Consider the following 23423-nt stretch of genomic DNA (forward strand, 5'->3'; position numbering starts at 1 on the left):
AATAAAGAAAGGTTGCTATCTATGAGACATACAGTACTCCCCCCTAAGCAGGGACTTTATGATCCGCAGAATGAAAAAGACGCGTGCGGCATGGGGTTTGTGGCTAATATCAAAGGCAAACCTTCTCATGAAATTGTGAGCCAAGCGTTAACCATGTTGGTGAATATGGAACATCGTGGTGGACAGGGTAGTGAAGCGAATTCTGGCGACGGCGCTGGTATTATGCTGCAAATTCCACATCAATTTTTTACCCGAGAAGCGAAGGATTTAGGCTTTATTCTTCCTGATAAGGGACATTACGGAGTAGGAATGATTTTCTTATCTCAAGATCAGTCGATCCGTGAAACGCACGAGAAGATGCTTGAAGAGATTATTATTGAAGAAGGTCAGAATTTTCTGGGATTTCGTAATGTACCGACAGTAGATGACACGCTTGGCAAATCGGCTAAAGCAGCCAAACCTTATGTGCGCCAAGTTTTCATTGGACGGAATAGCGCCTTACAGGATGAATTGGCATTTGAACGTAAATTGTATGTTATCCAAAGACGGGCTGAACTTGCCATTCGTTATGCTGAGGTTGAAGAGGGGAATTCCTTCTATATATCTAGTCTTTCGTGCCGGAAGATCGTATATAAAGGGATGCTAACTACGGTTCAAGTAGGTCAGTTCTATACTGATTTGCAGAATGAACATTTAGAATCTGCCATTGCATTAATACATTCTCGGTTTAGTACGAATACATTCCCAAGCTGGGAGCGTGCGCATCCATACCGTTACATGATCCATAACGGAGAGATTAATACGCTGCGCGGGAATGTGAACTGGATGCATGCTAGACAGGCACAATTCGCAAGTGAAGTATTTGGCGATGATCTGGAGAAAATTAAACCCGTTATTAATCCAGATGGTTCAGATACAGCCATGTTTGATAATACGTTTGAATTTTTATATTTGAGTGGTCGTTCTCTACCTCATGTAGCTATGATGATGGTTCCAGAGCCATGGAACAATCACGATAGCATGGATGAAGCGAAGAAATCCTTCTATGAATATCACAGTACGCTTATGGAACCTTGGGATGGACCTGCTGCGATGGGGTTCTCTGATGGTATTCAGATTGGCGCCATGCTTGACCGTAATGGACTGCGTCCAGCTCGGTATTATGTAACGAAGGATGATTTGATCATATTGTCTTCAGAAGCAGGGGTACTTGATATCGCTCCAGAAGACATTTTATACAAGGATCGTTTACGTCCAGGTCGTATGTTACTAGTGGATACGAAGGAAGGACGCATTATTTCTGACGAAGAAGTTAAGGCGCAGATCGCTTCGGAGCAACCGTATCGTGAATGGCTTGATGAACATTTGATCGACCTCGCTGAACTTCCAGATGCCCCAGAATTTCCAGAACCTAAGCATGATAATATACAGCAATTACAGCAGTCTTTCGGTTATACCTATGAGGAGTTGCGGAAGGTTCTTGAACCGATGGCCTCTACAGGCGCTGAAGCCATAGCCTCTATGGGTTATGATGCTCCGTTGGCTATATTTTCAGAGCGTCCGCAAAGACTTTATAATTATTTCAAGCAGATGTTTGCGCAGGTGACGAATCCTCCTATCGATGCTATTCGTGAGGAAATCGTGACAGCAACGGGAACAACAATTGGACCTGAGCGTAACTTGCTTCATCCGGAACCTGAAAGCTGTCGACAAATTCGACTAGAGACACCGGTACTATCCAATGAAGATTTCGCTAAAATTCGTCATGTTCACCGTCCTGGATTCAAATCGATGACGATTCCGATCTTGTTCATAGCATCCGAGGGTGCGGACGGTCTACGTGATGCATTGAATATACTCTGTGAAGCAGCAGATCGTGTGATTGATAAAGGCCATAACATTCTGATATTGTCTGACCGTGGTGTGGATAAGGACAATGTAGCGATCCCAGCATTACTGGCTGTATCGTGTCTGCATCATCATCTCATTCGCCAAGGTACGCGGACGAAGATTAGTATTCTGTTAGAGTCAGGTGAACCTCGTGAAGTTCATCATTATGCGCTCTTGTTAGGATATGGGGTCAGTGCCGTTAATCCATATCTTGCATTTGAGAGTCTGGATGACATGATCCAGCAGGGAATGTTGCGTGGGATTTCGCATGAGAAGGCTGTGAAGAATTATATTAAAGCCGCTACTAAGAGTGTTGTTAAAGTGTTATCCAAAATGGGGATATCCACCATTCAATCCTACCGTGGTGCGCAAATCTTTGAAGCTGTGGGTCTCCATTCAGATTTTGTAGATCAATATTTCACACGTACACCTTCACGAATTGGTGGAATTGGTCTTGAAGAAGTAGCGTTGGAAACACTGTCTCATCATAATCGTGCATTTACGGATAAAGACGGCAATGATAAAGAACTTGATTCAGGCGGAGAATACCAATGGCGTAAAGATGGTGAAGAGCATCTGTTCAACCCACAGACGATTCACTTATTGCAACAGTCCGTCCGCACGAATGATTATAAGCTTTATAAGAAATATGCTCAGTTGGTTCAAGGTGAGAATGAGCAACGGCTTACGATCCGTTCACTCTTACAGCTCAAACCAGTGGGAAGCTCAGTACCTATAGAAGAAGTTGAATCGGTAGAGTCTATCATGAGAAGATTTAAGACCGGAGCTATGTCCTTCGGATCGATCAGTAAGGAAGCACATGAAAGTATTGCGATCGCGATGAACCGTGTTGGAGGTAAGAGTAATACAGGTGAAGGTGGAGAGGATCCGGCTCGTTTCATTAAAGACAGCAATGGGGACTCTCGCCGGAGTGCAATTAAGCAGGTGGCATCAGGGCGGTTCGGTGTTACTTCTAATTACTTGGTCAATGCTGATGAGATTCAGATTAAGATGGCGCAAGGGGCGAAGCCAGGTGAAGGTGGGCAACTACCGGGTCGCAAAGTTTACCCATGGGTAGCAGAAGTACGTGGATCAACACCAGGTGTAGGTCTAATCTCACCACCACCTCATCATGATATCTATTCAATTGAAGATCTAGCAGAACTTATATATGATTTGAAAAATGCTAATCCACGTGCAAGCATCAATGTGAAATTGGTATCTGAGGTCGGTGTAGGAACGATCGCTGCGGGGGTTGCTAAGGGTCGTGCCGATATTATTCTTGTGAGTGGTTATGATGGAGGAACGGGGGCATCCCCACAAGGATCTATCCGCCACGCTGGACTTCCTTGGGAATTAGGACTTGCGGAGACGCATCAGACGCTTATACTTAATAACTTACGTGATCGGGTTGTTCTGGAAACCGACGGTAAAATGCTCAATGGTCGTGATTTAGCAGTAGCTGCTTTGTTGGGAGCAGAGGAATATGGCTTCTCAACAGCACCTCTAGTTGCTCTTGGTTGTATTATGATGAGAGTCTGTCATATGGATACATGTCCTGTAGGTGTAGCTACTCAGAATCCTGAGCTTCGTAAGAATTTCACAGGCGACCCTGCGCACGTGGTTAACTTTATGAGATTCATTGCTGAGGATATGCGCGAAATTATGGCCGAACTAGGCTTCCGTACCATACAAGATATGATTGGGCGCACAGACTGTCTAGATGCTATTCAGGCCTCGGGACATTGGAAGAAACATGGTGTAGACTTATCTGTCTTACTCCATTCTCCAGAGCTACCTGAAAATAGTACACCCTATAACAGTAAGCATCAGAACCATGAATTAGAAGAGACGCTTGATATGCGCCAGTTACTCGGTTTAGCAGCACCTGCCTTAGAGAACGGGACATTGGTGGAAGGGGTACTCCCAATCACCAATGTGAATAGAGCAGTAGGGACGATCTTAGGTAGTGAACTGACACGTAAATATGGAGCTGTCGGTCTGCCAGAGGATACGATTCAATTTACATTCATGGGTACAGCAGGCCAGAGCTTTGGAGCCTTTGTTCCTAAAGGCATGACATTGACAGTCATCGGAGATTCTAATGACTATGTAGGTAAAGGACTTTCTGGAGGTAAGCTTATTGTGAAGCCTTCACCAAAGTCTACATTTAAAGCCGAAGAGAATGTTATCATCGGGAATACAGCATTCTATGGTGCAACTAGTGGAGAAGCATATATTCGTGGCATCGCGGGTGAGCGGTTCGCCGTTCGGAACTCAGGCGTTAAGGTGGTCGTGGAAGGTGTCGGCGACCATGGTTGTGAATATATGACAGGCGGTCGTGTCGTTGTACTTGGCGAAACGGGTCGTAACTTCGCGGCTGGTATGTCCGGTGGTATCGCTTATGTATACGATAAAGAGGGAACCTTCATTAAAGACTGTAATCTTGAAATGGTATTGTTAGAACGGATAGAGGATGCTGCAGAAGCTGCGGATCTTCGTTCAATGATTCAGAACCATGTGTCTTATACAGGAAGTACTGTTGGACAATGGGTGCTGGATAACTGGAATGAGAGTTTAGGAGCATTTGTCCGTGTTATTCCAAAAGACTTTAAACGGATGACGCAGCAAATTGAGAAAGTACATGAAAGTGGTTTGACTGGAGAAGCTGCGCTTCTTGCTGCTTTTGAAGCAAATATGCGTGAATTAGCTCGTACCGGAGGTAACTAAGCACGGATTTTTCGCATTGACGCAATAAATTATATTCTGGACTTATATTCCTATCGCTTCTTGCGGTCTGAATGTAAGTCTATTTTTTTTCGACAAAATTAGAACCGAAATATTGTCGGATTGCTTCCATTAGACGACAACATATAAACAAATCGTAAGCTATAATATTACAGATTAGGCTTATTGGAATAAGAGCAATCAGGATGAAAACCAATAAATGAAAAGTAGAGTGAGGTATCTTCGATGAAAGATGGAAAAGAAGTGAGTACCGAGGCCCGGTCAAATCGAGAGATACCGGAAAAGAGAGAGTTAGATATTCTGAAAATAATGCAACAATGCGGTATTCATCCTGGAAAGTGGAATGATTACATAGAAGATCAACAGAAATGATATTTCTGGAATTATTGAAGAATTAGTAAACTACTTGAATCTACAAAAAGCCTCAGTTCCAAAGGAAAAACTTTGGAACTGAGGCTTTTTTGTGGGTGGAATGCAGTTATTTCATGATTCGTTCCATACGGACAAAGGCAATAAAACGTTTGGCTTCTTCCTCTGTTAAGCTTCGACCGTCGATCGTCAGATTAATCCGTTCGAGAATTTTATCATCCGATAGTTCTAAATCATCTACGAATTGTCTAACATCTTCATCCATTTCTACATCTGCATGGTTCGTTCGACCAATTAAATAGTCAATAGAAACATCGAATTTATCGGCAAGCTTTGATAATATCTCGAAATCAGGCTTGCGTCGATTTTTCTCATAATGGGAAAGTGATGCTCTTGTAATGCCAATGGAACGAGATAGATCTTCTTGTGTCCACCCTCGTATCTCACGTAGTTCAGCTATGCGATTCCCATGATTCATGAATGATCCTCCCAGTTCGACTTCTAAATCTACTAATTTCCATATTGAATGTCACAAAAAAGAGATAATCCCAAATTATGCTTGACATGATACTATTTGTATCGTAAATTGATACAAAGAGTTACAGAATGTATCAGTGACTAATTATGCTTCCCTGAACAGATGATTTCTAAACATATATAGAATGATCTAAAAAAGCTTTAGTCAAACTATGTAACAAATATGATTCCGAAGGAATGAAGTTATGAATCCCATTATTCATGTCTGGGCCAACCTTTCTCTCAATGCACATATATACGTTAGAGAAGTTGAAGGAAATAAAATAAAGAGCAAGCGTCGCCCCATATTTCTGATGGAATTATGTGATAATGCGATCTGCTTTTTAAGCGATTTAGATCTGCCTATGATGGAAAATGTTATTTTTGGTTTTGACGTTGAAGATTCTAGTTCCGTAGTCAAGCTCTCAGGAAAGCTAGACAGTAAAGGGACTTATGAACAGACATTTCAATACCGTGTCAAACTACATAGCACTAAAGAACATCAATTATATAATACAAGTCTTCTACAGAAGATGCTTCTTAACCTGAATTATTACTTTTCTGCTAGTAAATCACATGAACGCAGAGTGCGCATGAATATTGACGTATCCATTTAAAAGAATATCCCCTATTGAATGAGGATACTTACATTCATTCTACTATAAATTCCTAGGAAGTGCATTAGTTCTAATAAATCATTAAAATGCATAAATGTCTAAGAAGATAAGGGTGATTAAATATTGAGGATGAGAAGATATGATTGATATACATTGCCATATATTACCTGGAATTGATGACGGACCACAATTGTTAGAACAATCTATTGATATGGCAAGAGCTGCAGTAGAGATAGGAATTACGACCATTATTGCTACTCCTCACCACCTCAATGGAAGATATAATACACCTGCTGAACTCGTATTTGAGGCTGTTGATTTATTAAATAATGAATTAAACAATCGTCAAATACCACTGAAAATAGAGGCTGGTCAAGAAATTCATGTTCATCCAGCGTTAATTCATGAATTCTACAGAGGAAACCTTTGTAGCCTTGCTAACAGTCGTTACATGCTACTCGAACTACCCACAAAGCAGGTACCTCCTTTTTTCCAAGATGTACTTCACGAGTTGAAGATAAATGGAATAACGCCCATCATAGCCCATCCCGAACGAAATAGAGAACTTATGAACTCCCGTAGAATGGTTCTGGATTTATTCGAGAAGGGGGTACTATTCCAAATTACAGCTAACTCTATCACAGGACTTTTCGGGAGAAAAGCCCAGAAATTTTGTCTCTATTTATGTAAGAAAAATTACTTACATTTCATTTCATCAGATTCTCATGACTTATATCGAAGGACCTTTGGTTTGCGGACATCTTATTCAACATTAGCTAAGCAGTTTGGTGATGAATATGTAGAACGACTACAACGTAATGCTCTTCGGGTTCTTGAGGATAAACTTATTATTTCTGCTGAATCAGCCAATGTCAGTCGAAATTGGTTACCGTGGTTCTCTAGAAAGCTTTAATACACATATTCAGGAGGAACAATTTATGGAACTTAAGGGATATATGCATTTATTTCGTAAAAGAATTTGGCTTATCGGCGCCATTATTATTGTGGCTTGTACATTCTCAGCTGTGAAGAGTATTTATTATACGGAGCCTATTTATCAAGCCAGCGCTAAGTTAATTGTTAACCAGGCCTATGAACTTGAGGGAAAAGGGCTGCTGGATTATAGCACGTTACAGACGAATATCACCATCATTAACTCCTATATTGAAATTATTAAATCTTCTACTATCATGGAAAGGGTCATTTCTAGCTACCCTGATCTGATAGCAACAGCGAATGAATTGGCTAGTAACATCCATGTGAGTACATATAACAATTCACAGGTGATGAGCTTAACTTATCAGGATACATCTTATAGAAACGCTGCAAAAACTGTGAATAGCATAGCAAAGGTATTTAAATCGCAAATTCCTAACATCATGAAGGTTGATAATGTCACGATTCTAAGTGAAGCGAAGTTAGATGAAGAAGCATTACCTGTGAATATTAATCCAATAATGAGTATTATGATTAGTTTTGTTCTGGGGTTAATGTTTGCCATTGGGTTGGTATTTCTTCTGGATTATTTAGATGACACATTCAAGAATGAAGCTGAACTCGAACTTGAGTTAGGTATGCCAACGCTAGCTGTGATTGCTGCGACACGGAAGAAAGATACCTTTGTTAGTAAGAAATCAAAAAATCAAACACAGGTAGGTGAAGGCAATTATGTCACGGTCAGTAAATAACAATAACCAAGGCTTAATCACTTTGATCAATCCTAAATCGCCAGTATCTGAAGCCTATCGGACGCTTCGGACGAATATTCATTTCTCATCAGTAGATGAACAAATCCAGATTATTATGGTCGCCTCTGCTCAGGCAGGTGAAGGTAAAACGACGACGGTGAGTAATCTAGCTGTTGCTTACGCTCAAGAGGGAAAGAAAGTTCTTTTGATTGATGCCGATTTACGTAAACCCTCCTTACACCGGGTATTTACAGTTTCGAATCAAGCTGGATTAACGAGTGTATTGTCGGGCCAGCATTCCTTTCAAGATGTTGTGAGAGAAACCTATATAGAGAATTTAGAAGTGATTACATCGGGACCTATTCCTCCGAACCCTTCTGAAATGCTAAGTTCGCTGAAAATGCAAGCTGTCTTGGCAGAACTTAAAGATCTATATGAAATTATACTGTTCGATACACCGCCGGTGTTAGCTGTGACAGATGCGTTAATTGTAAGTTCAATGTGCGACGGGGTCCTGTTGGTCGTTAGTTCCAATAAGGTGAAAAAAGAAATGGTAAAGAAAGCAAAGTCTAACTTGGAACATGTGAATGCACGCTTTCTTGGTGTCGTGCTGAACAATGTCAATCTAGGTAAGGATAGACCTTACTACTATTACTATGGAGAGAAGTAGCTCATAGACCATACTCTTATAACTTAGGTAACACCTACTATACCTCTATCATTGTAGGCACTCGGTCATACTGTGGGTTCCTTGGAACCTTAGACGTGAATCGTCAAGGGTGTGACGTGAGGATGGGTTAAATGCCCCTTTTTGCACATTGAAAGTAAGATTTGTACTGCGTTACTTTCATAGAGTAAACCGGTTTAAATCATGCTTTTAAATAAAGATAAAGGATGGGGTGGTAAATGATGAAAAAAGTGAGGAAAGCCATTATCCCTGCGGCAGGTTTAGGCACCCGATTCTTACCAGCTACAAAAGCAATGCCAAAAGAAATGCTACCCATCGTCGATAAGCCTACGATCCAGTACATTGTCGAAGAAGCCATTGCCTCTGGTATTGAAGACATCATTATTGTAACGGGGAAAGGTAAGCGAGCTATCGAGGATCACTTCGATAATGCATTTGAACTGGAGCACAATCTGATCGAAAAGGGCAAATTCGAATTACTTGAAGAGGTTCGTAAATCTTCTAATGTTGATATCCATTATATTAGGCAGAAAGAAGCTAAAGGTCTAGGCCACGCGGTATGGTGTGCTCGTAACTTTATTGGTGATGAACCCTTTGCAGTACTTCTGGGTGATGACATTGTGGTATCTGAAGTACCCTGCACGAAGCAGTTGATGGAGCAGTATGAAAAGACTGGGCACTCTGTAATCGGTGTTCAGGGGGTAGGAATAGACGAGACTAGTCGGTATGGTATTGTTGATTACCATAAATCTTATGGGAAGTTGCACGTTGTGAATGAATTTGTTGAGAAGCCTCCTATGGGTATGGCACCATCGAATTTAGCGATTATGGGTAGATATGTATTGTCGCCAGAAATTTTTCGTTTCTTGGAGAAGCAAGAACTGGGCGCAGGTGGAGAAATTCAATTAACAGATGCTATTCAGAGATTAAATGAATTCCAAGGTGTGTACGCCTATGAGTTTGAAGGTAAGCGATATGACGTAGGTGAGAAGTTAGGATTTATTCTAACCTCTGTTGATTTTGCTTTGAAGAATCGTGAAATTAAGGACCAACTTCTCATTGGGCTTGAACAGTTATTGCTTAGAGAGAAGGAGAACAATTTATTAGTGATGAGAGGTGAGATCTAATGGCCCCTTCTCATAAGAACGAAACAGATGTCTTGGTTGCTGTTACTGGAGAGTTCTACGCTCAGACGAGTACATCCTCACAGGCTAATAAATCTTACTTGTTCTATCATGTAGTAAAACGCTTAATGGATATGTCATTTTCATTATTAGGGATAATCGTGTTGTCGCCTTTATTTCTTATTATTTCTCTTCTTATCAAGATGGAAGATCCCCGTGGAAGTATGTTTTTCTACCAGACTCGGGTGGGTAAGAATGAACGTATGTTTAGGATGTATAAATTTCGCTCTATGGTATCTGATGCGGAGGAACAGTTAGATCTTCTACTGGAGAAGAATGAAATCAGTGGAGCCATGTTCAAGATGAAGGAAGATCCCCGAATTACGAGAATAGGCCGTTTTATTCGTAAAACAAGTATCGATGAGCTTCCACAGTTAGTAAATGTGCTTAGAGGAGAAATGAGTCTCGTAGGTCCAAGACCTCCTTTACCTAGAGAGGTAGATGAATACTCGTCGTATGATAAACAACGTTTGGCAGTAACGCCAGGTTGTACTGGAGTATGGCAAGTGAGTGGTAGGAACAACCTCGATTTTAACCAAATGGTTGAGTTAGATTTAAGATATATCGAGAATAGGGGAGTCGTTCTTGATCTCTCGATTATGCTTAAAACTGTTAAGGTATTGTTCGGTTCGAAGGATGCTTATTAGTAATCAAAAAGTGAGGCGAAGCATAAATGGAACTGAACTCTAAAATTTATATAGCCGGACATAGAGGGTTGGTTGGTTCAGCCATATTAAGAGCGTTACAGAAGAAAGGGTATCGGAATTTAGTATACCGCACTCGCGCAGAGCTCGATTTACGAAATAAAGAAGAAGTAGATCAGTTTTTTGCCACGGAAGAGATTGAGTATGTGTTCTTGGCAGCCGCCAAAGTTGGCGGGATTGTAGCTAACAATGACAATCCAGCAGATTTTATTAGAGATAACTTACTGATTCAAAGTCATGTGATTGACGCAGCATATCAAGCTAAGGTTAATAAACTGCTCTTTCTTGGCTCAACATGTATTTATCCCAGACATGCACCGCAGCCACTGAAGGAAGAATATTTACTGACAGGTGAACTAGAGTCAACGAATAGAGCATATGCAGTCGCCAAAATAGCAGGAATAACGATGTGTCAGTCCTATAATAAACAGTTTGGAACCTCCTTTATTTCGGCTATGCCGACGAATATGTACGGTCCTAATGATAATTTTGATTTGATAAATTCTCATGTATTACCTGCCTTAATTCGTAAATTCCATGAAGCTATGATCAACGATGAATCTTCTGTAGAGGTGTGGGGAACGGGTACCCCGAAGCGTGAGTTTCTCCACTCTGATGATTTAGCAGAGGCATGCTTATTCTTGATGAATCATTATGAACAAGATGAAATCATTAACATTGGCGTTGGAGATGATATTTCTATTAGAGAGCTTGCGGAACTGGTTCAGAAGATCGTTGGTTACGAAGGCGAAATTGTCTTTAACACATCGGCTCCTGATGGAACCCCAAGAAAGTTAGTTGATGTGACAAGGATTAATGAACTAGGATGGACCGCTCAAATTTCATTAGAAGATGGCATTCGGTCCGTATATGCGGCCTTCCGTGATGAAGCATTAATAAAACAATAATTTACCGAATAGTGGAGGGAACGTTATGAAAACGGCTTTAATTACAGGTGTTACGGGGCAAGATGGATCATATCTAGCAGAATTTTTGCTTGAAAAGGGATATAAGGTGTATGGCATGAGAAGACGCACAAGTAATCCTAATTTTGATAATGTGCAGCACATAAAAGATCAAATACATTGGATTTCCGGTGATCTGACAGATGTGGCATCTCTGATTGAAGCGGTTCGTATTTCTAATCCCGATGAAGTATATAACTTAGCGGCGCAATCGTTTGTAGCGGCATCATGGCCTCAGCCACTGGTTACTGGACAGATTACAGCACTTTCGGTTACGAATATGCTAGAAGCGGTTAGAATTATGAAACCAGACGCTAAATTTTATCAAGCTTCTAGTAGTGAGATGTTCGGAAAGGTCATGGAGACACCACAAAAGGAAACAACACCTTTCTATCCAAGAAGTCCTTACGGAGTGGCTAAGGTGTATGGTCATTGGATTACAGTGAACTACCGAGAGAGCTTCAACATGTTTGCTTGTTCCGGGATTCTATTTAATCATGAGTCTCCAAGACGTGGAGTAGAGTTCGTAACTCGTAAAATAACGGACGCTGTAGCCAGAATCAAGCTTGGATTACAAGATGAGCTTCGACTAGGCAACTTGGATTCTCTTCGTGATTGGGGTTACGCGGGTGATTATGTCAAAGCGATGTGGTTAATGTTACAGCAAGATGAACCCGAAGATTACGTTATTTCAACAGGGGAAATGCATTCGGTCAGAGAATTACTTGAAATTTCATTCTCCTATGTAGGGTTGGACTATAAAGACTATGTTGTGATCGATCAAGAATTTGTAAGACCTGCTGAAGTGGATTTATTGTTAGGAGATTGTACTAAGGCTAAGGAAAGATTAGGTTGGACATTGGAAGTAGGGTTTGAGAAGCTGGTCCATATGATGGTAGATGAGGATTTGAAGCGGTTGAGAAGACATGCTGAAGGAACGCTCGTTATCAATTAATTCTGTGATCATTGTCCAAGGAGAAGTAAATAACATGCAAAAAGAAAGAATCATCTTTCATACACTATACGGATCATTGCTAGGTTGCTTTTTCTTAGGTACTTTGCTCATCTATCAAAGCAATCCTATCATATTGAATGTAAAGTATCTCATGTTTCTTATGATTATCATCTACTATTCAATATCAATGAAACAAGATAAAAGTAAGAAGGTTCATATTTTCAAAGTCATATTGATTTTATTGTTCGGATATACAATACCTACTTTAATTAATTTATTTATTAGTGGAGATATACAAATTTTATTTAATATTCTTTTAACGTGTATGTATATTTACTTTCTATTTATTACAACAAAAGTGTTAGATGAATTTAATTATTTTCATGAGTTAATAAAGGTTTTTTGGGTCTCACTTTTAGTGTTTATTTGTTTAGTAGTATTTATTAATGGACTGAACTTACTCAACATAACGAACATTCAGGCCGCATTTAATTTGGAGGAACGCTCCCGTCAGACCTATGGGTTGAGACATCCTAATACGCTAGGCAACCTATGCTTCATCTTTAATGTTCTTACAATATACAAGGTTACATATTTGAAAACGACAAAACTAAAAACTTGTATAGATTTGGGCGTTATGGCATTGGTTATTATGATTATGCTTACCTCTGGTAGTAGAACAGCTTTATCAGCTTCACTTTTATTTTTAATTCTGTTTGTTTTGAACAGGGTTATTTTTTTTAGATCACAAATCGTAAACCGGATCTCGATATTATTTACTGTACTGATCTTGATCGTAACATTGCTAGTTTCATTGAATTACATTAAAGGATTAGATTACAAAGAGCTTCTTTCCAATACCAACAGGTTCTACAACTGGATTTACACACTAGATTATTTGAAATTTCATCATATGAATCCATTTACGGGACTTGGCTATTACAATATGAGCTATTTCTATAATGTTATGGAGTTCTCGGCGAAACTGATGACGGATAACTGGTATATATTAACTTATATAACAGTAGGTTATATAGGTCTATTTATTTTCTCTATCGTGCTTTTAATGATTGTTCGTAATTTAGTAATGTTTCAGGATAAATACAAGGATCCTCAGTTCTCTTTTTTTGTGAGTTTATTGGTTGTCTGTATGTATTATTCTATCTTTGAAGTCATGTTATTTGTACCTAGTGAATTGTTAAGCTTACTTCTGTGGACTAGTATTCTGTATAACTTTGAACGGATATCGAATTTATTATCAAACAAAGAACAATTATCCATTGATCGAAGTCTTCTTAAGACAACTAGAACTAGAACAGGAGAACTACTCGGACAAGGTTATTCAGCGGTTACAACGAATCAGCATTCTAAATTGTAAATCAGGAATAGTGATCAACGATGATTAGAAAAGGTAAACAGTTACTACAAGATCGCTCAAATCCAGTGTGGGTATTTCTTAATCAATTTTATGCTAGAGGTGCGGTAGCACTAAAGTTTCTAATTATTGCCCGGATTCTGGGGCCCGATTCAGTGGGTTTGATTAGTGTCGCACTGATTTGTTTAGCTTTGATGGAGTCACTTACAGAGATGGGAATTACACAGGCAATCGTCCAGCGAAAAGAAGACCCTTCTCAGAAGCAACTGGATACGTTATGGACATTTTTATTTATAAGAGGCGCCCTTATTACAGTGGTTATGATTGCTGGAGCTCCTCTGTTAGCTGATTTGTTTCATGCACCGAATTCTATATTTCTAATTTATCTAGTTGCCTTTGTGCCTTTGTTTCGTAATAGTGCAAGTATTAAATTATATGTGCAAACTCGAAATAGAAATTTCAAATTGACAAGTATGATTCAAGCGATTACGATCAGTGCCGATTTTATATTATGTATTACGTTAATGATGTACAATCCTTCACCGATCTCGTCGATCATGAGTTTATTAATAGCTGAAATATTAAGAACAATCGTGACCCATGTAGTGTTGAAGACTAGACCCAAACTTTCCTTCGATTTCAAATCGATAAAAGATGTCACTAGCTACGGTAAATGGATATGGGGTCATAGTATCTCGGCATTTATGTTTAACCAGTTGGATAAAATCATTGCAGCGAGATATTTGGGCACGGTTATGCTAGGTCAGTATCAAATGGGTCAGAAGTTGAATCAAATGGCGTTAACGGATGTTTCTTTTGCCTTTAGTCAGTATTTGTTTCCTAATTATTCAAAAATGATTCGGGAGTCGAATCCGCAACTTTACCGTTTCTACAGGGTGAATATGAGCTTAATGATTGGTTTCTGTGCGCTAACCTCCGTCTTGATCATGAATAATTCAGAATTTATTATTAGGTTGATCTTAGGAGAAAGCTGGTTAGCTTTGACTGATATCATGGTATTGCTAGCGATTAGTGCAAGTCTTGCAGCTATTGTTAATATTTCGGATATGTTCGTGCGAGCCCTGGGAAACCCCAAATTAGTGATGATCTTGACGTACTTTCAAGTGTTTGTATATGTCAGTGTGCTATTGATCGTAGGACATTTAACGGTTCAGACCTTGATTATAGCGAGTATTATCTCATTGCTTGTGACGAATGGTTTTCTATTTGGTTATATTATTTATTGTGCGGATAGGTCGATCATGATGGACCTTGTGAAGAGCGGCTTGGTAACCCTTACGTTATCAGCAGTTCTTTTTGCTATATCAATAATCATTGAGGGTCCATTCCTTCATTTCGCATGTTCATTCATTGTGTATTTAGGGTTGTTATTGATGGAATATAAACTAGCTACAAGAAGTAATAAGGTCAGTAGGAGCAACCTAAATACTTCACATGCTGCAATGGAGTGAGGGTTCAGGGGCGTGGAATATTCACTTGCTAGCTCATAAATTGAGAAAAGGTGATATAGAGATCATGAGAATTCTTCATGTAATAGCTAATGTAGCTACAAGGTATGGTGGACCGACTCAAGCGCTTATGGGGATGGCCAAAAGTTTGGTTGTGACTGGAAGTGAAGTGACCATTTATACAACGAATCAAGATGGGAATGGCGTTCTGGATGTTCCACTTGAGATTCCTATTATGAAGGACGGTGTGGAAATTCGTTACTTTCCAATCCAGAGCCCACGTTTTTTTGGAACCTCCATTCCTATGGCAAGAGAGCTAAAGCAAGAATTGAAGCGTGGTAAATATGATATTGTCCATATCCATTCTTTATATTTATTCCATGGCGCTGTTGTTGCTCATTATTGTCGTAAATATGGCATTCCTTACATCGTGAGCCCGCATGGATCTTTAGATCCTTATATCCATAAAAGACATCGAAAAAGAAAAGCATTCATTGAGTTATTGTTTGAGAACAAAAATTTGAATCATGCATCAGCGCTACATTATACAACCGAAGAGGAAAAGGTGCTGGCGAGACCCTTTATTAAGCATGATCGTAGCTTTGTGGTCCCCAATGGCCTGTATATTGAGGAATATGAGGGTCAGGTCGTTCTAGGCTCATTTAGAGAAAAGTATCCTGAGATGAACAACAAGAAAATCATTCTTTTCTTTAGTAGATTAAATTTTAAAAAGGGACTTGATCTGTTAATTGAAGCATTTGTGAAGGTGGTCGCTGAGAAGGATGATGTACATCTGGTGATCACGGGACCTGATAATGAGGGCTATGGACAGATCGTCAAAGGCTGGATTCAAGCTAAAGAATTGCAAGATCATGTTACATTTACAGGGATGCTCACGGGCCAGGATAAGTTAGCAGTCTTGAGGGAATCAGACTTGTTCGTGCTTCCTTCATATTCAGAGAACTTCGGAATCGCTGTAATTGAAGCGATGATATGTGGTTTACCTGTCATTATCTCGAATAAAGTGAATATTTGCCATGATTTAATCAACCATCAGGCAGGTGAGGTTGTGAATTGCGATTCAACGGAGTTAGCTGCAAGTATATTGAAGCTTCTTGATAATCCAGAATACGCTAGTAGATTAGTTGAGAATGGAATGAGGCTTGTAGAGAGTCAATTCCAATGGTCTAAGGTCGGTGAGAGTCTAAACAACAATTATAAGTCCATTCTAAATTTATAGAGAAGCAAGGAAAAGTGATTAACCATGATGACTAAAATGAAGAAAGTATTCCATGACCCATCCAATCCGGTATGGGTATTTCTCAATCAGTTTTTCTCAAGAGGTGCAGTAGCATTAAAGTTTCTACTTATAGCTCGGATTCTAGGGCCTGAGTCCGTCGGATTAATTAGTGTAGCGCTCATTTGTTTAGCCCTGATGGAGGCTATGACGGAGCTTGGCATGCTGCAAGCCATTGTTCAGAGGAAAGAGAATCCTACGAAGCAACAACTGGATACACTATGGACCTTTCTATTTCTAAGAGGTGTAGCGATCACTGTCACTATGATCTGTGTAGCACCACTCATGGCACACGTTTTCAATGCATCTAACGCGGTGTTGATGATTTATTTAATCGCTTTTGTACCGCTCTTTCGCAATAGCGCGAGCATTGGATTATATGAGCAGATTAGAGATCGGAACTTCAAATTGACCAGTACGATTCAGGCCGTTACGGTAAGCATCGATTTCATCCTGTGCGTCATTCTGATCCTGTATAATAACTCCCCTATATCCGCAATCTTAAGTATGCTAATTGCGGAAATCGTGAGGACAATCGTGACGCATATCGTGTTACATACAAGACCCAAATTTTCATTTGCTTTTAAATCGATCAAAGATATAACAAGTTATGGCAAATGGATATGGGGCCATAGTATTTCATCTTTTGTTTTCACACAAATGGATAAGGTGATTGCATCAAGATTTCTCGGGGTAACCATTCTTGGGCTCTATCAAATGGGGCAGAAGTTGACCCAGATGGCTATCGCTGATATCTCATTTGCATTTGGACAGTATTTATTTCCTACTTTCTCCAAAATGAATCGTGAATCCAGTCGAACATTGTATTTATTTTACAGAGTGAATTTTAGTTTGATGATTAGTTTTTGTGCTCTAACCTCGATATTCATGGTGAGTAATTCAGAATTCATCATCCGATTCATATTAGGGAATAGTTGGATGTCCCTCATTGATATTATGGGGCTCTTGGTGATCAGTGCGAGTCTAGCGGCAACTGTAAATATCTCCGTGATGTTTGTAAGGGCGATTGGTAATCCGAAATTGGTTACGATCTTAACGTATGTTCAAGTTGCAGTGTATGTTATCGTGCTGTTGATCATAGGGCATGTCACCGTGAATACGTTGATTCTAGCGAGTATTATCGGGTTAATGATCACAAATATGTCGTTGCTAGGTTACATTGTATATCGCGCTGACACGCCGATGGTTATGGATCTGGTTAGAAGCTCTTTACTAACGTTATTGTTATCAGCATCCTTATGGGGGACCTCGATCATCTTTCAGGGGCAATGGTTACATTTCATCATCACACTAGGGATGTACTTCCTCTTGATAGTCACAGAGTACAAAATAGCGCTTAAACGTAGTCATACAAGTAAACAACACATTGATATTCTAGAAGGTGCATTGGAAAGTAACTGAAACTTGACTTAAATCTACATATTTTCTTCGTACTAGCTTATAAATGTTAAGAAAAGGTGATGAGAATATAATGAAAATTCTTCATGTAATTGCTAACTTAGCAGCAAGGTATGGAGGACCGGCTCAAGCTATTATGGGGATGACAAAAAGTTTAGCCGAAATGGGAAACGAAGTGACCATTTATACAACGAATCAAGACGGAGAAGGTGTTCTAGATGTGCCATTGGATGTACCCATTATAAAAGAGGGGGTTGAGATTCGGTATTTTCCTATTCAGAATCCACGCGTCTTTGGCACATCTCTTCCCTTAGCTAGGAGGCTTAGAAGTGAATTGAAACAACATAAGTACGATATTGTTCATATTCATTCACTCTATTTATTCCACGGAGCTGTGGCAGCTCATTACTGTCGCAAATATGAAATTCCTTACATTGTAAGGCCTCATGGAACTTTAGATCCCTTCTTATATCATCGGAATAGAAAGAAAAAGGCGGTTGTAGAGCTATTATTTGAGAACAAGAATTTAGATTATGCATCAGCCCTACATTATACGACTGAAGAAGAGAAAGTGCTTGCCAGACCTTTTATTACTCATGATCGTAGTTTTGTGGTTCCTAATGGGCTTTATTTGGATGATTATCAAGATAAGGTTGTTGCAGGATCCTTTCGAATGAAGTTTCCTGAAACTGAAAATAAAAAAATCATTCTTTTTTTCAGTAGATTAAATTTTAAAAAAGGTCTCGATTTATTAATTGATGCCTATGCGACGGTAGCTTCCATGAAGGATGATGTGCATTTAGTCATTACGGGTCCTGATAATGAAGGGTACGGTGAGACCGTCAAAGGCTGGATTCAAGAGAAGGGCATCGGGGATAGAGTCACATTCACAGGCATGCTAACAGGTCAGGAGAAGTTACAAGTGCTGAAGGATTCAGACATGTTCGTGCTTCCTTCGTATTCTGAGAACTTTGGCATTTCTGTAATTGAAGCCATGATCTGTGGCTTACCTGTTGTGATATCAAATAAGGTGAACATTTTCCGTGAGTTGATCGAATATGAGGCAGGCGAGGTTGTGAATTGTGATTCGACGGAATTAGCCATAAGTATGATGAGAATTCTGGATAATCCAGATTATTCTGAACAAATAATTGAGAATGGCAAGAGACTTGTTGAGAGTCAATTCCAGTGGTCGAAGGTGGGCGAGAGCCTGAACAACAATTACAAGGCCATTCTAAATATGTGAAAAAATAAGCAATGATTATAGAAATTGATTTACAAATAACCTATAGTGCGTGTTCAAAAAGTCGATTAGGCCTCTTGATATGCTTCGTGATCAAAAGATGACTTTTTGAACAACCTCTTGTAGAAAGGTAACGGTGTTCATGTCGAGGAAAATACCAGTGTCCGTTGTGATTATGACCAAGAATGAAGAGAATAACATTAGGAAATGTATCCATTCCGTTCAAGATTTCAGCGAGATATATGTAGTTGATTCTAATAGTACGGATCAGACGCTAGAGATTGCCCATTCTTTGGGGGCTAAGGTTGTGAATTTTACTTGGGATGGAAAGTATCCGAAAAAGAAGCAATGGGCGTTAGAACAGCTACCTTTTCAGAACGATTATGTTTTTTATGTCGATGCGGATGAAGAAGTTACCCCTAAATTGAATGCGGAAATAAGAAATATATTTGAAGCGAAGGACACGGCGGCGGGTTATTTCGTGGGTTATGATTATGTATTTATGGATAAGGTATTGAAGCATGGACATCAAGTATATAAGCTAGTCATTTTTGATAGGAAGAGAGGCAAATTTCTAGATTACGACGATTTAGATGCCAATAATATGTGGGAAGTGGAAGGACATTATCAACCTCAGATTGATGGCAAAGTTGCGATATTTAAAGAGAAGATGGTTCATAACGACCATGATTCTATCTTTGATTATTTCGCGAGACATAATCGTTATTCGGATTGGGAAGCACATGTGAGACTTAATGGTGCACTCAGTAATCCGCAAGAGTCACAACCCCTTCATCGGGTGATACAAAAGAAACTTTTCAATGCAATGCCTTTTAAATGGGTTATTGCTTTTTTTCATTCCTTTGTACTGAAGTTTGGTTTTCTGGATGGTTCATCAGGGTTCCATTTCGCTGTTGCAAGAGCGATGTATTATTGGCAGGTAGAGGTCAAAATGAGGGAATTAAAAAGCAAGTCCAGCAAAACAAATCAAATCGGTAAACAAGTTAAGGTATGAGGAATAGAATTAGATTGGATCTGTACAATCAATCCGGATATTCAAGAGGTCGAAGTGGAGCCATTGTATTGTTATGGTGGCTTGTTCAGGGGAGTCTATTTCGCTTTTCACTGCACCCGATGTACAAATGGCGTAATTTTCTGTTGCGCTGTTTCGGGGCGCAGATTGGTCAGAATGTTCAGATTAGAGCCTCTGCTAAGTTTACATATCCATGGAAAGTAAAGATTGGTAATTACTCATGGATTGGTGATCAAGTAGAGTTCTATAGCCTGGATCATATTGAGGTTGGGGAGCATTGTATCGTATCTCAGAGAAGTTATCTCTGTACGGGTACGCATGACATTTATGACATTAAGTTTTCATTGCTTACGAAGCCAATTAAGATCGAAGACGGTGCTTGGGTCGCTAGTGATGTATTCGTGTATCCCGGGGTTACGATCGGTGAAATGGCCGTTATTGCAGCTAGAAGTACCGTAACCAAGTCTATTCCTGCGAATGAGATCCATGCCGGTGCCCCCGCACAATTTATGAAGATAAGATTTGAATCCGCGGATGAATTGATTTATATGAGAGAGGTTATGGGATGAAGCCGAATATTGTATTTGTCATTAATTATTTCCACCCTGATTATGCTTCTACAGGTCAACTGTTGACGGAGTTATGCTTGCATCTCCAGCATGAATTTAATATTACGGTCATTGCGGAGCAGCCGAAGTCAATGGAAATGGGTAGTAAGCACAGGTATTCCTATGATCAGTTGGAGAACATTCGAATTATTCGTATCCGGCTTCCTGAAGTGAATAAGAGGAACAAAGCCAGTAGGTTGAGATACATTGCAACCTACTTTTTTTATGCCGTGTTCATATTACTTAGGCAAAAGAAAACTGACTTTATCTACACGATCTCACAACCGCCGATTCTAGGTGGACTCATTGGAACGATAGGTAAGATACTGAAGCGAGCGAAACACATTTACAACATCCAGGATTTCAATCCTGAACAGGCAGAGGCTGTTGGGTTTAATAAGAGCAAGTGGTTATTAGGGGCTGCGAGATGGATGGATACCCAGAATTGTAAAATAGCTGACCACATTATTACGGTTGGTCATGATATGCAGGACACATTAGAGAAACGCTTCTCTTACCGTAATGTGACCTCCAATACAGTGATTCACAATTGGACGGATGAGGAAGATATTGTTCCACTGCCGAAGACACATCCTCGTGTATCTGAATTTATAGCTGACAATGGGCTCAAAGGGAAGTTTATTGTAATGTATTCTGGCAACTTAGGGCTATATTATGACCTTGAGAATTTGATCCGTACAACGGAACAATTCAGAGGATTCAAGGATTTAGTGTTTCTCTTTATCGGTGAAGGTGCCGTGAAGGCTCAAATGCAAAAGTATGTGGAGGAACATAAGATTGAACAAGTGCGTTTTCTAAGCTTTCAACCGAAGGAGAATTTGAAATATTCTCTGAACGCAGCTGATATTCATTTAGTTGTTAATCAGAAAGGGATTAAGGGTGTATCTGTCCCAAGTAAGATTTATGGTGTGATGGCTGCGGGTAAACCTGTATTAGGGGTGCTTGAACAAGGAAGTGAAGCGCATCGTTTAATCGAGAATAGTGAATGTGGTCTGTTGGTCGAGCCCCAGCAATATGATGAATTCGTAAAACGATTGAAAACCATGTACTTCATGGATAGGAATAAATTAAAGGGTTGTGGGTTGAGTGGTAGGGCATATCTGGAAAGACATCTGAAAAGAGAAACCGCGATGGGTAAATACCGGGATTTACTTCAGAAGTTAAGTTCTTGATAGAGATGGAGCGAACCAGATTTATGTGTTGAGATTTCATGAAAATGACTGGATAGGGGGGGAGCCGGATGAAGCTGGTTCTATTATCAGGAGGATCGGGTAAGCGATTATGGCCATTGTCGAATGATGCTCGATCGAAGCAGTTTCTCAAAGTGCTGGAAGATGATAATCATGAGATGGTATCGATGGTACAGCGCGTCTGGAAACAGATTGAAGCGAACGATTTAAGCCATGACAGTTATATTGCTACGGGTAAGTCTCAAGTAGAGATTATGCAAAGTCAGGTAGGAGAGCTAATTCCACTAATTATCGAACCTGATAGACGAGATACATTTCCAGCGATTGCATTAGCTGCGACATATCTTTATTCGGTTAAGAGTGTCAGTTTACAAGAGGTAATTGCCATACTGCCTGTAGATCCTTATGTGGAGGATCACTTCTTTGAAACGGTTAAACACTTGGAGCAGACCTTGAAGAAGAGCAGGGCGGATATTGCATTAATCGGTGTGAAACCAACGTACCCATCATCTAAATATGGGTATATTATTCCCGAGTCAGTGACGAATGAAGAAGCTGGGTTTATTAAAGTAAATCGATTTCAAGAAAAACCCTCTGAAGAAGAAGCTGCCGAGCTCATCTCTAAGAATGCATTATGGAATTGCGGCGTGTTTGCTTTTAAACTTGATTATATCATTTCGTTACTTGAAGCGAGGGGGCTACCCATTCAATATGATGAGATGCTGAAGCAATATGGTAAATTACCAAACATAAGCTTTGATTATGAAGTCGTAGAGAAGGCCAATGAGATTGCTGTAATCACTTATGATGGTTATTGGAAGGATTTGGGAACCTGGAATACACTAACAGAAGAAATGGGAAGTTATCAAATTGGTAAAGGGATTATTAGTAAGGATTGTGTGAATTCCCATCTCATTAATGAGCTAGATATACCGGTTACATTATTAGGAATATCAAATATTGTTGTTGCTGTAAGTCCAGATGGCATACTTGTAACAGATAAAAGCGCAAGCCCCCGGATTAAGGAACTCGCCAACTATGATCAAGGGCCGATGTATGAGGAACGGCAGTGGGGTTGGTGTAGAGTATTGGATATTCAGAATTATGAGAATGGCGATCATGTCATTACGAAGAAGGTAAGTATTCAACCAGGTAAGAATCTGAGTTATGTCATGAGCAGGAATAGGCAGGAAGTATGGACGATGGTAAAGGGAAAAGCTGAATTCATTCATAATGGGAATTATATGATCGTGAAAGCCGGGAATGTGTTACACATACCTGCAAAAACGTTGCATGGATTAAGAGCTATTAATGAAGTTGAATTTATTGTTGTGCAGACGGGACCAGCCAAGAGTGAAGAAGATATCGTAGAGTTCTATACCACTTGGTCAGAGATTGAGGAGCACTGCATTAAAATATAGACGATGTAAAAGAGGTTAGCCAG

Annotated in this window: 20 protein-coding genes; 19 read left to right on the forward strand and 1 reads right to left on the reverse strand. The window is 39.8% G+C overall.

From position 1 onward, the window contains the following. The first annotated feature begins 21 nt into the window (after positions 1 to 21). Positions 22 to 4620 carry a glutamate synthase large subunit gene (gltB, locus tag J2T13_RS03805; RefSeq protein WP_429368915.1) on the forward strand — a complete coding sequence of 1533 codons (4599 nt, stop codon included), beginning with the start codon at positions 22 to 24 and terminating at the stop codon, positions 4618 to 4620. 243 nt (positions 4621 to 4863) lie between these two features. Next, positions 4864 to 5010, forward strand: a complete 147-nt coding sequence (locus J2T13_RS03810) for a hypothetical protein (RefSeq protein ID WP_429368481.1) — start codon at positions 4864 to 4866, stop codon at positions 5008 to 5010. 106 nt (positions 5011 to 5116) lie between these two features. Here J2T13_RS03810 and J2T13_RS03815 read toward each other — a convergent pair whose 3' ends face one another. Beyond that, the gene (locus tag J2T13_RS03815) at positions 5117 to 5485 is read right to left on the reverse strand and encodes a helix-turn-helix domain-containing protein (protein WP_429368483.1); all 369 of its coding nucleotides are present in this window, start codon (positions 5483 to 5485) and stop codon (positions 5117 to 5119) included. A gap of 352 nt (positions 5486 to 5837) precedes the next feature. Between J2T13_RS03815 and J2T13_RS03820 the strand changes: the two genes are divergently transcribed. From J2T13_RS03820 to J2T13_RS03900, 17 genes are all read left to right on the forward strand, one after another. Further along, positions 5838 to 6140, forward strand: coding sequence for a hypothetical protein (locus tag J2T13_RS03820; protein ID WP_429368484.1), 303 nt, complete (start codon positions 5838 to 5840; stop codon positions 6138 to 6140). 139 nt (positions 6141 to 6279) lie between these two features. Further along, the gene (locus J2T13_RS03825; RefSeq protein WP_429368486.1) at positions 6280 to 7053 is read left to right on the forward strand and encodes a tyrosine-protein phosphatase; all 774 of its coding nucleotides are present in this window, start codon (positions 6280 to 6282) and stop codon (positions 7051 to 7053) included. Then, positions 7010 to 7828, forward strand: coding sequence for a YveK family protein (locus tag J2T13_RS03830; protein ID WP_429368488.1), 819 nt, complete (start codon positions 7010 to 7012; stop codon positions 7826 to 7828). Before J2T13_RS03825 ends, J2T13_RS03830 begins: the two co-directional genes overlap by 44 nt. After that, positions 7809 to 8498, forward strand: a complete 690-nt coding sequence (locus J2T13_RS03835; protein ID WP_429368490.1) for a CpsD/CapB family tyrosine-protein kinase — start codon at positions 7809 to 7811, stop codon at positions 8496 to 8498. The genes J2T13_RS03830 and J2T13_RS03835 overlap by 20 nt, the downstream gene beginning before the upstream one ends. A gap of 239 nt (positions 8499 to 8737) precedes the next feature. Further along, positions 8738 to 9643, forward strand: a complete 906-nt coding sequence (gene galU / locus J2T13_RS03840; RefSeq protein ID WP_429368917.1) for a UTP--glucose-1-phosphate uridylyltransferase GalU — start codon at positions 8738 to 8740, stop codon at positions 9641 to 9643. Next, on the forward strand, positions 9643 to 10347 hold the full coding sequence (locus tag J2T13_RS03845; RefSeq protein ID WP_429368492.1) for a sugar transferase: 705 nt from the start codon (positions 9643 to 9645) through the stop codon (positions 10345 to 10347). The genes galU and J2T13_RS03845 overlap by 1 nt, the downstream gene beginning before the upstream one ends. Before the next feature lie 26 nt (positions 10348 to 10373). Further along, the gene (locus J2T13_RS03850) at positions 10374 to 11312 is read left to right on the forward strand and encodes a GDP-L-fucose synthase family protein (RefSeq protein WP_429368494.1); all 939 of its coding nucleotides are present in this window, start codon (positions 10374 to 10376) and stop codon (positions 11310 to 11312) included. Positions 11313 to 11337: 25 nt separating this feature from the next. After that, the gene (gene gmd, locus J2T13_RS03855; RefSeq protein WP_429368496.1) at positions 11338 to 12324 is read left to right on the forward strand and encodes a GDP-mannose 4,6-dehydratase; all 987 of its coding nucleotides are present in this window, start codon (positions 11338 to 11340) and stop codon (positions 12322 to 12324) included. Between the two features lie 34 nt (positions 12325 to 12358). Next, positions 12359 to 13702, forward strand: a complete 1344-nt coding sequence (locus tag J2T13_RS03860; RefSeq protein WP_429368498.1) for an O-antigen ligase family protein — start codon at positions 12359 to 12361, stop codon at positions 13700 to 13702. A gap of 20 nt (positions 13703 to 13722) precedes the next feature. Beyond that, the gene (locus tag J2T13_RS03865) at positions 13723 to 15171 is read left to right on the forward strand and encodes an oligosaccharide flippase family protein (protein ID WP_429368500.1); all 1449 of its coding nucleotides are present in this window, start codon (positions 13723 to 13725) and stop codon (positions 15169 to 15171) included. Positions 15172 to 15235: 64 nt separating this feature from the next. Continuing rightward, positions 15236 to 16408 carry a glycosyltransferase gene (locus J2T13_RS03870; RefSeq protein WP_429368502.1) on the forward strand — a complete coding sequence of 391 codons (1173 nt, stop codon included), beginning with the start codon at positions 15236 to 15238 and terminating at the stop codon, positions 16406 to 16408. 24 nt (positions 16409 to 16432) lie between these two features. After that, entirely contained in the window at positions 16433 to 17887 is a 1455-nt protein-coding gene (locus tag J2T13_RS03875; RefSeq protein ID WP_429368503.1) for an oligosaccharide flippase family protein, read from the forward strand. 70 nt (positions 17888 to 17957) lie between these two features. After that, positions 17958 to 19130 (forward strand): glycosyltransferase, encoded by a 1173-nt coding sequence (locus J2T13_RS03880; protein ID WP_429368505.1) that lies wholly within the window; start codon positions 17958 to 17960, stop codon positions 19128 to 19130. 139 nt (positions 19131 to 19269) lie between these two features. Then, positions 19270 to 20142 carry a glycosyltransferase family 2 protein gene (locus J2T13_RS03885; protein ID WP_429368507.1) on the forward strand — a complete coding sequence of 291 codons (873 nt, stop codon included), beginning with the start codon at positions 19270 to 19272 and terminating at the stop codon, positions 20140 to 20142. Next, positions 20139 to 20729, forward strand: a complete 591-nt coding sequence (locus J2T13_RS03890) for a WcaF family extracellular polysaccharide biosynthesis acetyltransferase (protein WP_429368509.1) — start codon at positions 20139 to 20141, stop codon at positions 20727 to 20729. The genes J2T13_RS03885 and J2T13_RS03890 overlap by 4 nt, the downstream gene beginning before the upstream one ends. Further along, on the forward strand, positions 20726 to 21961 hold the full coding sequence (locus J2T13_RS03895; RefSeq protein ID WP_429368511.1) for a glycosyltransferase family 4 protein: 1236 nt from the start codon (positions 20726 to 20728) through the stop codon (positions 21959 to 21961). Before J2T13_RS03890 ends, J2T13_RS03895 begins: the two co-directional genes overlap by 4 nt. Before the next feature lie 68 nt (positions 21962 to 22029). Further along, positions 22030 to 23400: a sugar phosphate nucleotidyltransferase gene (locus J2T13_RS03900; RefSeq protein WP_429368513.1), complete on the forward strand. Its 1371-nt coding sequence runs from the start codon at positions 22030 to 22032 to the stop codon at positions 23398 to 23400. The last annotated feature ends 23 nt before the right edge of the window (positions 23401 to 23423 follow it).

Source organism: Paenibacillus sp. DS2015 (assembly GCF_050433705.1).
Lineage (GTDB): Bacteria > Bacillota > Bacilli > Paenibacillales > Paenibacillaceae > Paenibacillus_AQ.

Coding starts and splice junctions, on each gene's coding strand:
- gltB (WP_429368915.1), top strand. CDS start 22: ATGAGACATACAGTACTCCCCCCTAAGCAGGGACTTTATGATCCGCAG.
- J2T13_RS03810 (WP_429368481.1), top strand. CDS start 4,864: ATGAAAGATGGAAAAGAAGTGAGTACCGAGGCCCGGTCAAATCGAGAG.
- J2T13_RS03815 (WP_429368483.1), bottom strand. CDS start 5,485: ATGAATCATGGGAATCGCATAGCTGAACTACGTGAGATACGAGGGTGG.
- J2T13_RS03820 (WP_429368484.1), top strand. CDS start 5,838: ATGGAATTATGTGATAATGCGATCTGCTTTTTAAGCGATTTAGATCTG.
- J2T13_RS03825 (WP_429368486.1), top strand. CDS start 6,280: ATGATTGATATACATTGCCATATATTACCTGGAATTGATGACGGACCA.
- J2T13_RS03830 (WP_429368488.1), top strand. CDS start 7,010: ATGTCAGTCGAAATTGGTTACCGTGGTTCTCTAGAAAGCTTTAATACA.
- J2T13_RS03835 (WP_429368490.1), top strand. CDS start 7,809: ATGTCACGGTCAGTAAATAACAATAACCAAGGCTTAATCACTTTGATC.
- galU (WP_429368917.1), top strand. CDS start 8,738: ATGAAAAAAGTGAGGAAAGCCATTATCCCTGCGGCAGGTTTAGGCACC.
- J2T13_RS03845 (WP_429368492.1), top strand. CDS start 9,643: ATGGCCCCTTCTCATAAGAACGAAACAGATGTCTTGGTTGCTGTTACT.
- J2T13_RS03850 (WP_429368494.1), top strand. CDS start 10,374: ATGGAACTGAACTCTAAAATTTATATAGCCGGACATAGAGGGTTGGTT.
- gmd (WP_429368496.1), top strand. CDS start 11,338: ATGAAAACGGCTTTAATTACAGGTGTTACGGGGCAAGATGGATCATAT.
- J2T13_RS03860 (WP_429368498.1), top strand. CDS start 12,359: ATGCAAAAAGAAAGAATCATCTTTCATACACTATACGGATCATTGCTA.
- J2T13_RS03865 (WP_429368500.1), top strand. CDS start 13,723: ATGATTAGAAAAGGTAAACAGTTACTACAAGATCGCTCAAATCCAGTG.
- J2T13_RS03870 (WP_429368502.1), top strand. CDS start 15,236: ATGAGAATTCTTCATGTAATAGCTAATGTAGCTACAAGGTATGGTGGA.
- J2T13_RS03875 (WP_429368503.1), top strand. CDS start 16,433: ATGATGACTAAAATGAAGAAAGTATTCCATGACCCATCCAATCCGGTA.
- J2T13_RS03880 (WP_429368505.1), top strand. CDS start 17,958: ATGAAAATTCTTCATGTAATTGCTAACTTAGCAGCAAGGTATGGAGGA.
- J2T13_RS03885 (WP_429368507.1), top strand. CDS start 19,270: ATGTCGAGGAAAATACCAGTGTCCGTTGTGATTATGACCAAGAATGAA.
- J2T13_RS03890 (WP_429368509.1), top strand. CDS start 20,139: ATGAGGAATAGAATTAGATTGGATCTGTACAATCAATCCGGATATTCA.
- J2T13_RS03895 (WP_429368511.1), top strand. CDS start 20,726: ATGAAGCCGAATATTGTATTTGTCATTAATTATTTCCACCCTGATTAT.
- J2T13_RS03900 (WP_429368513.1), top strand. CDS start 22,030: ATGAAGCTGGTTCTATTATCAGGAGGATCGGGTAAGCGATTATGGCCA.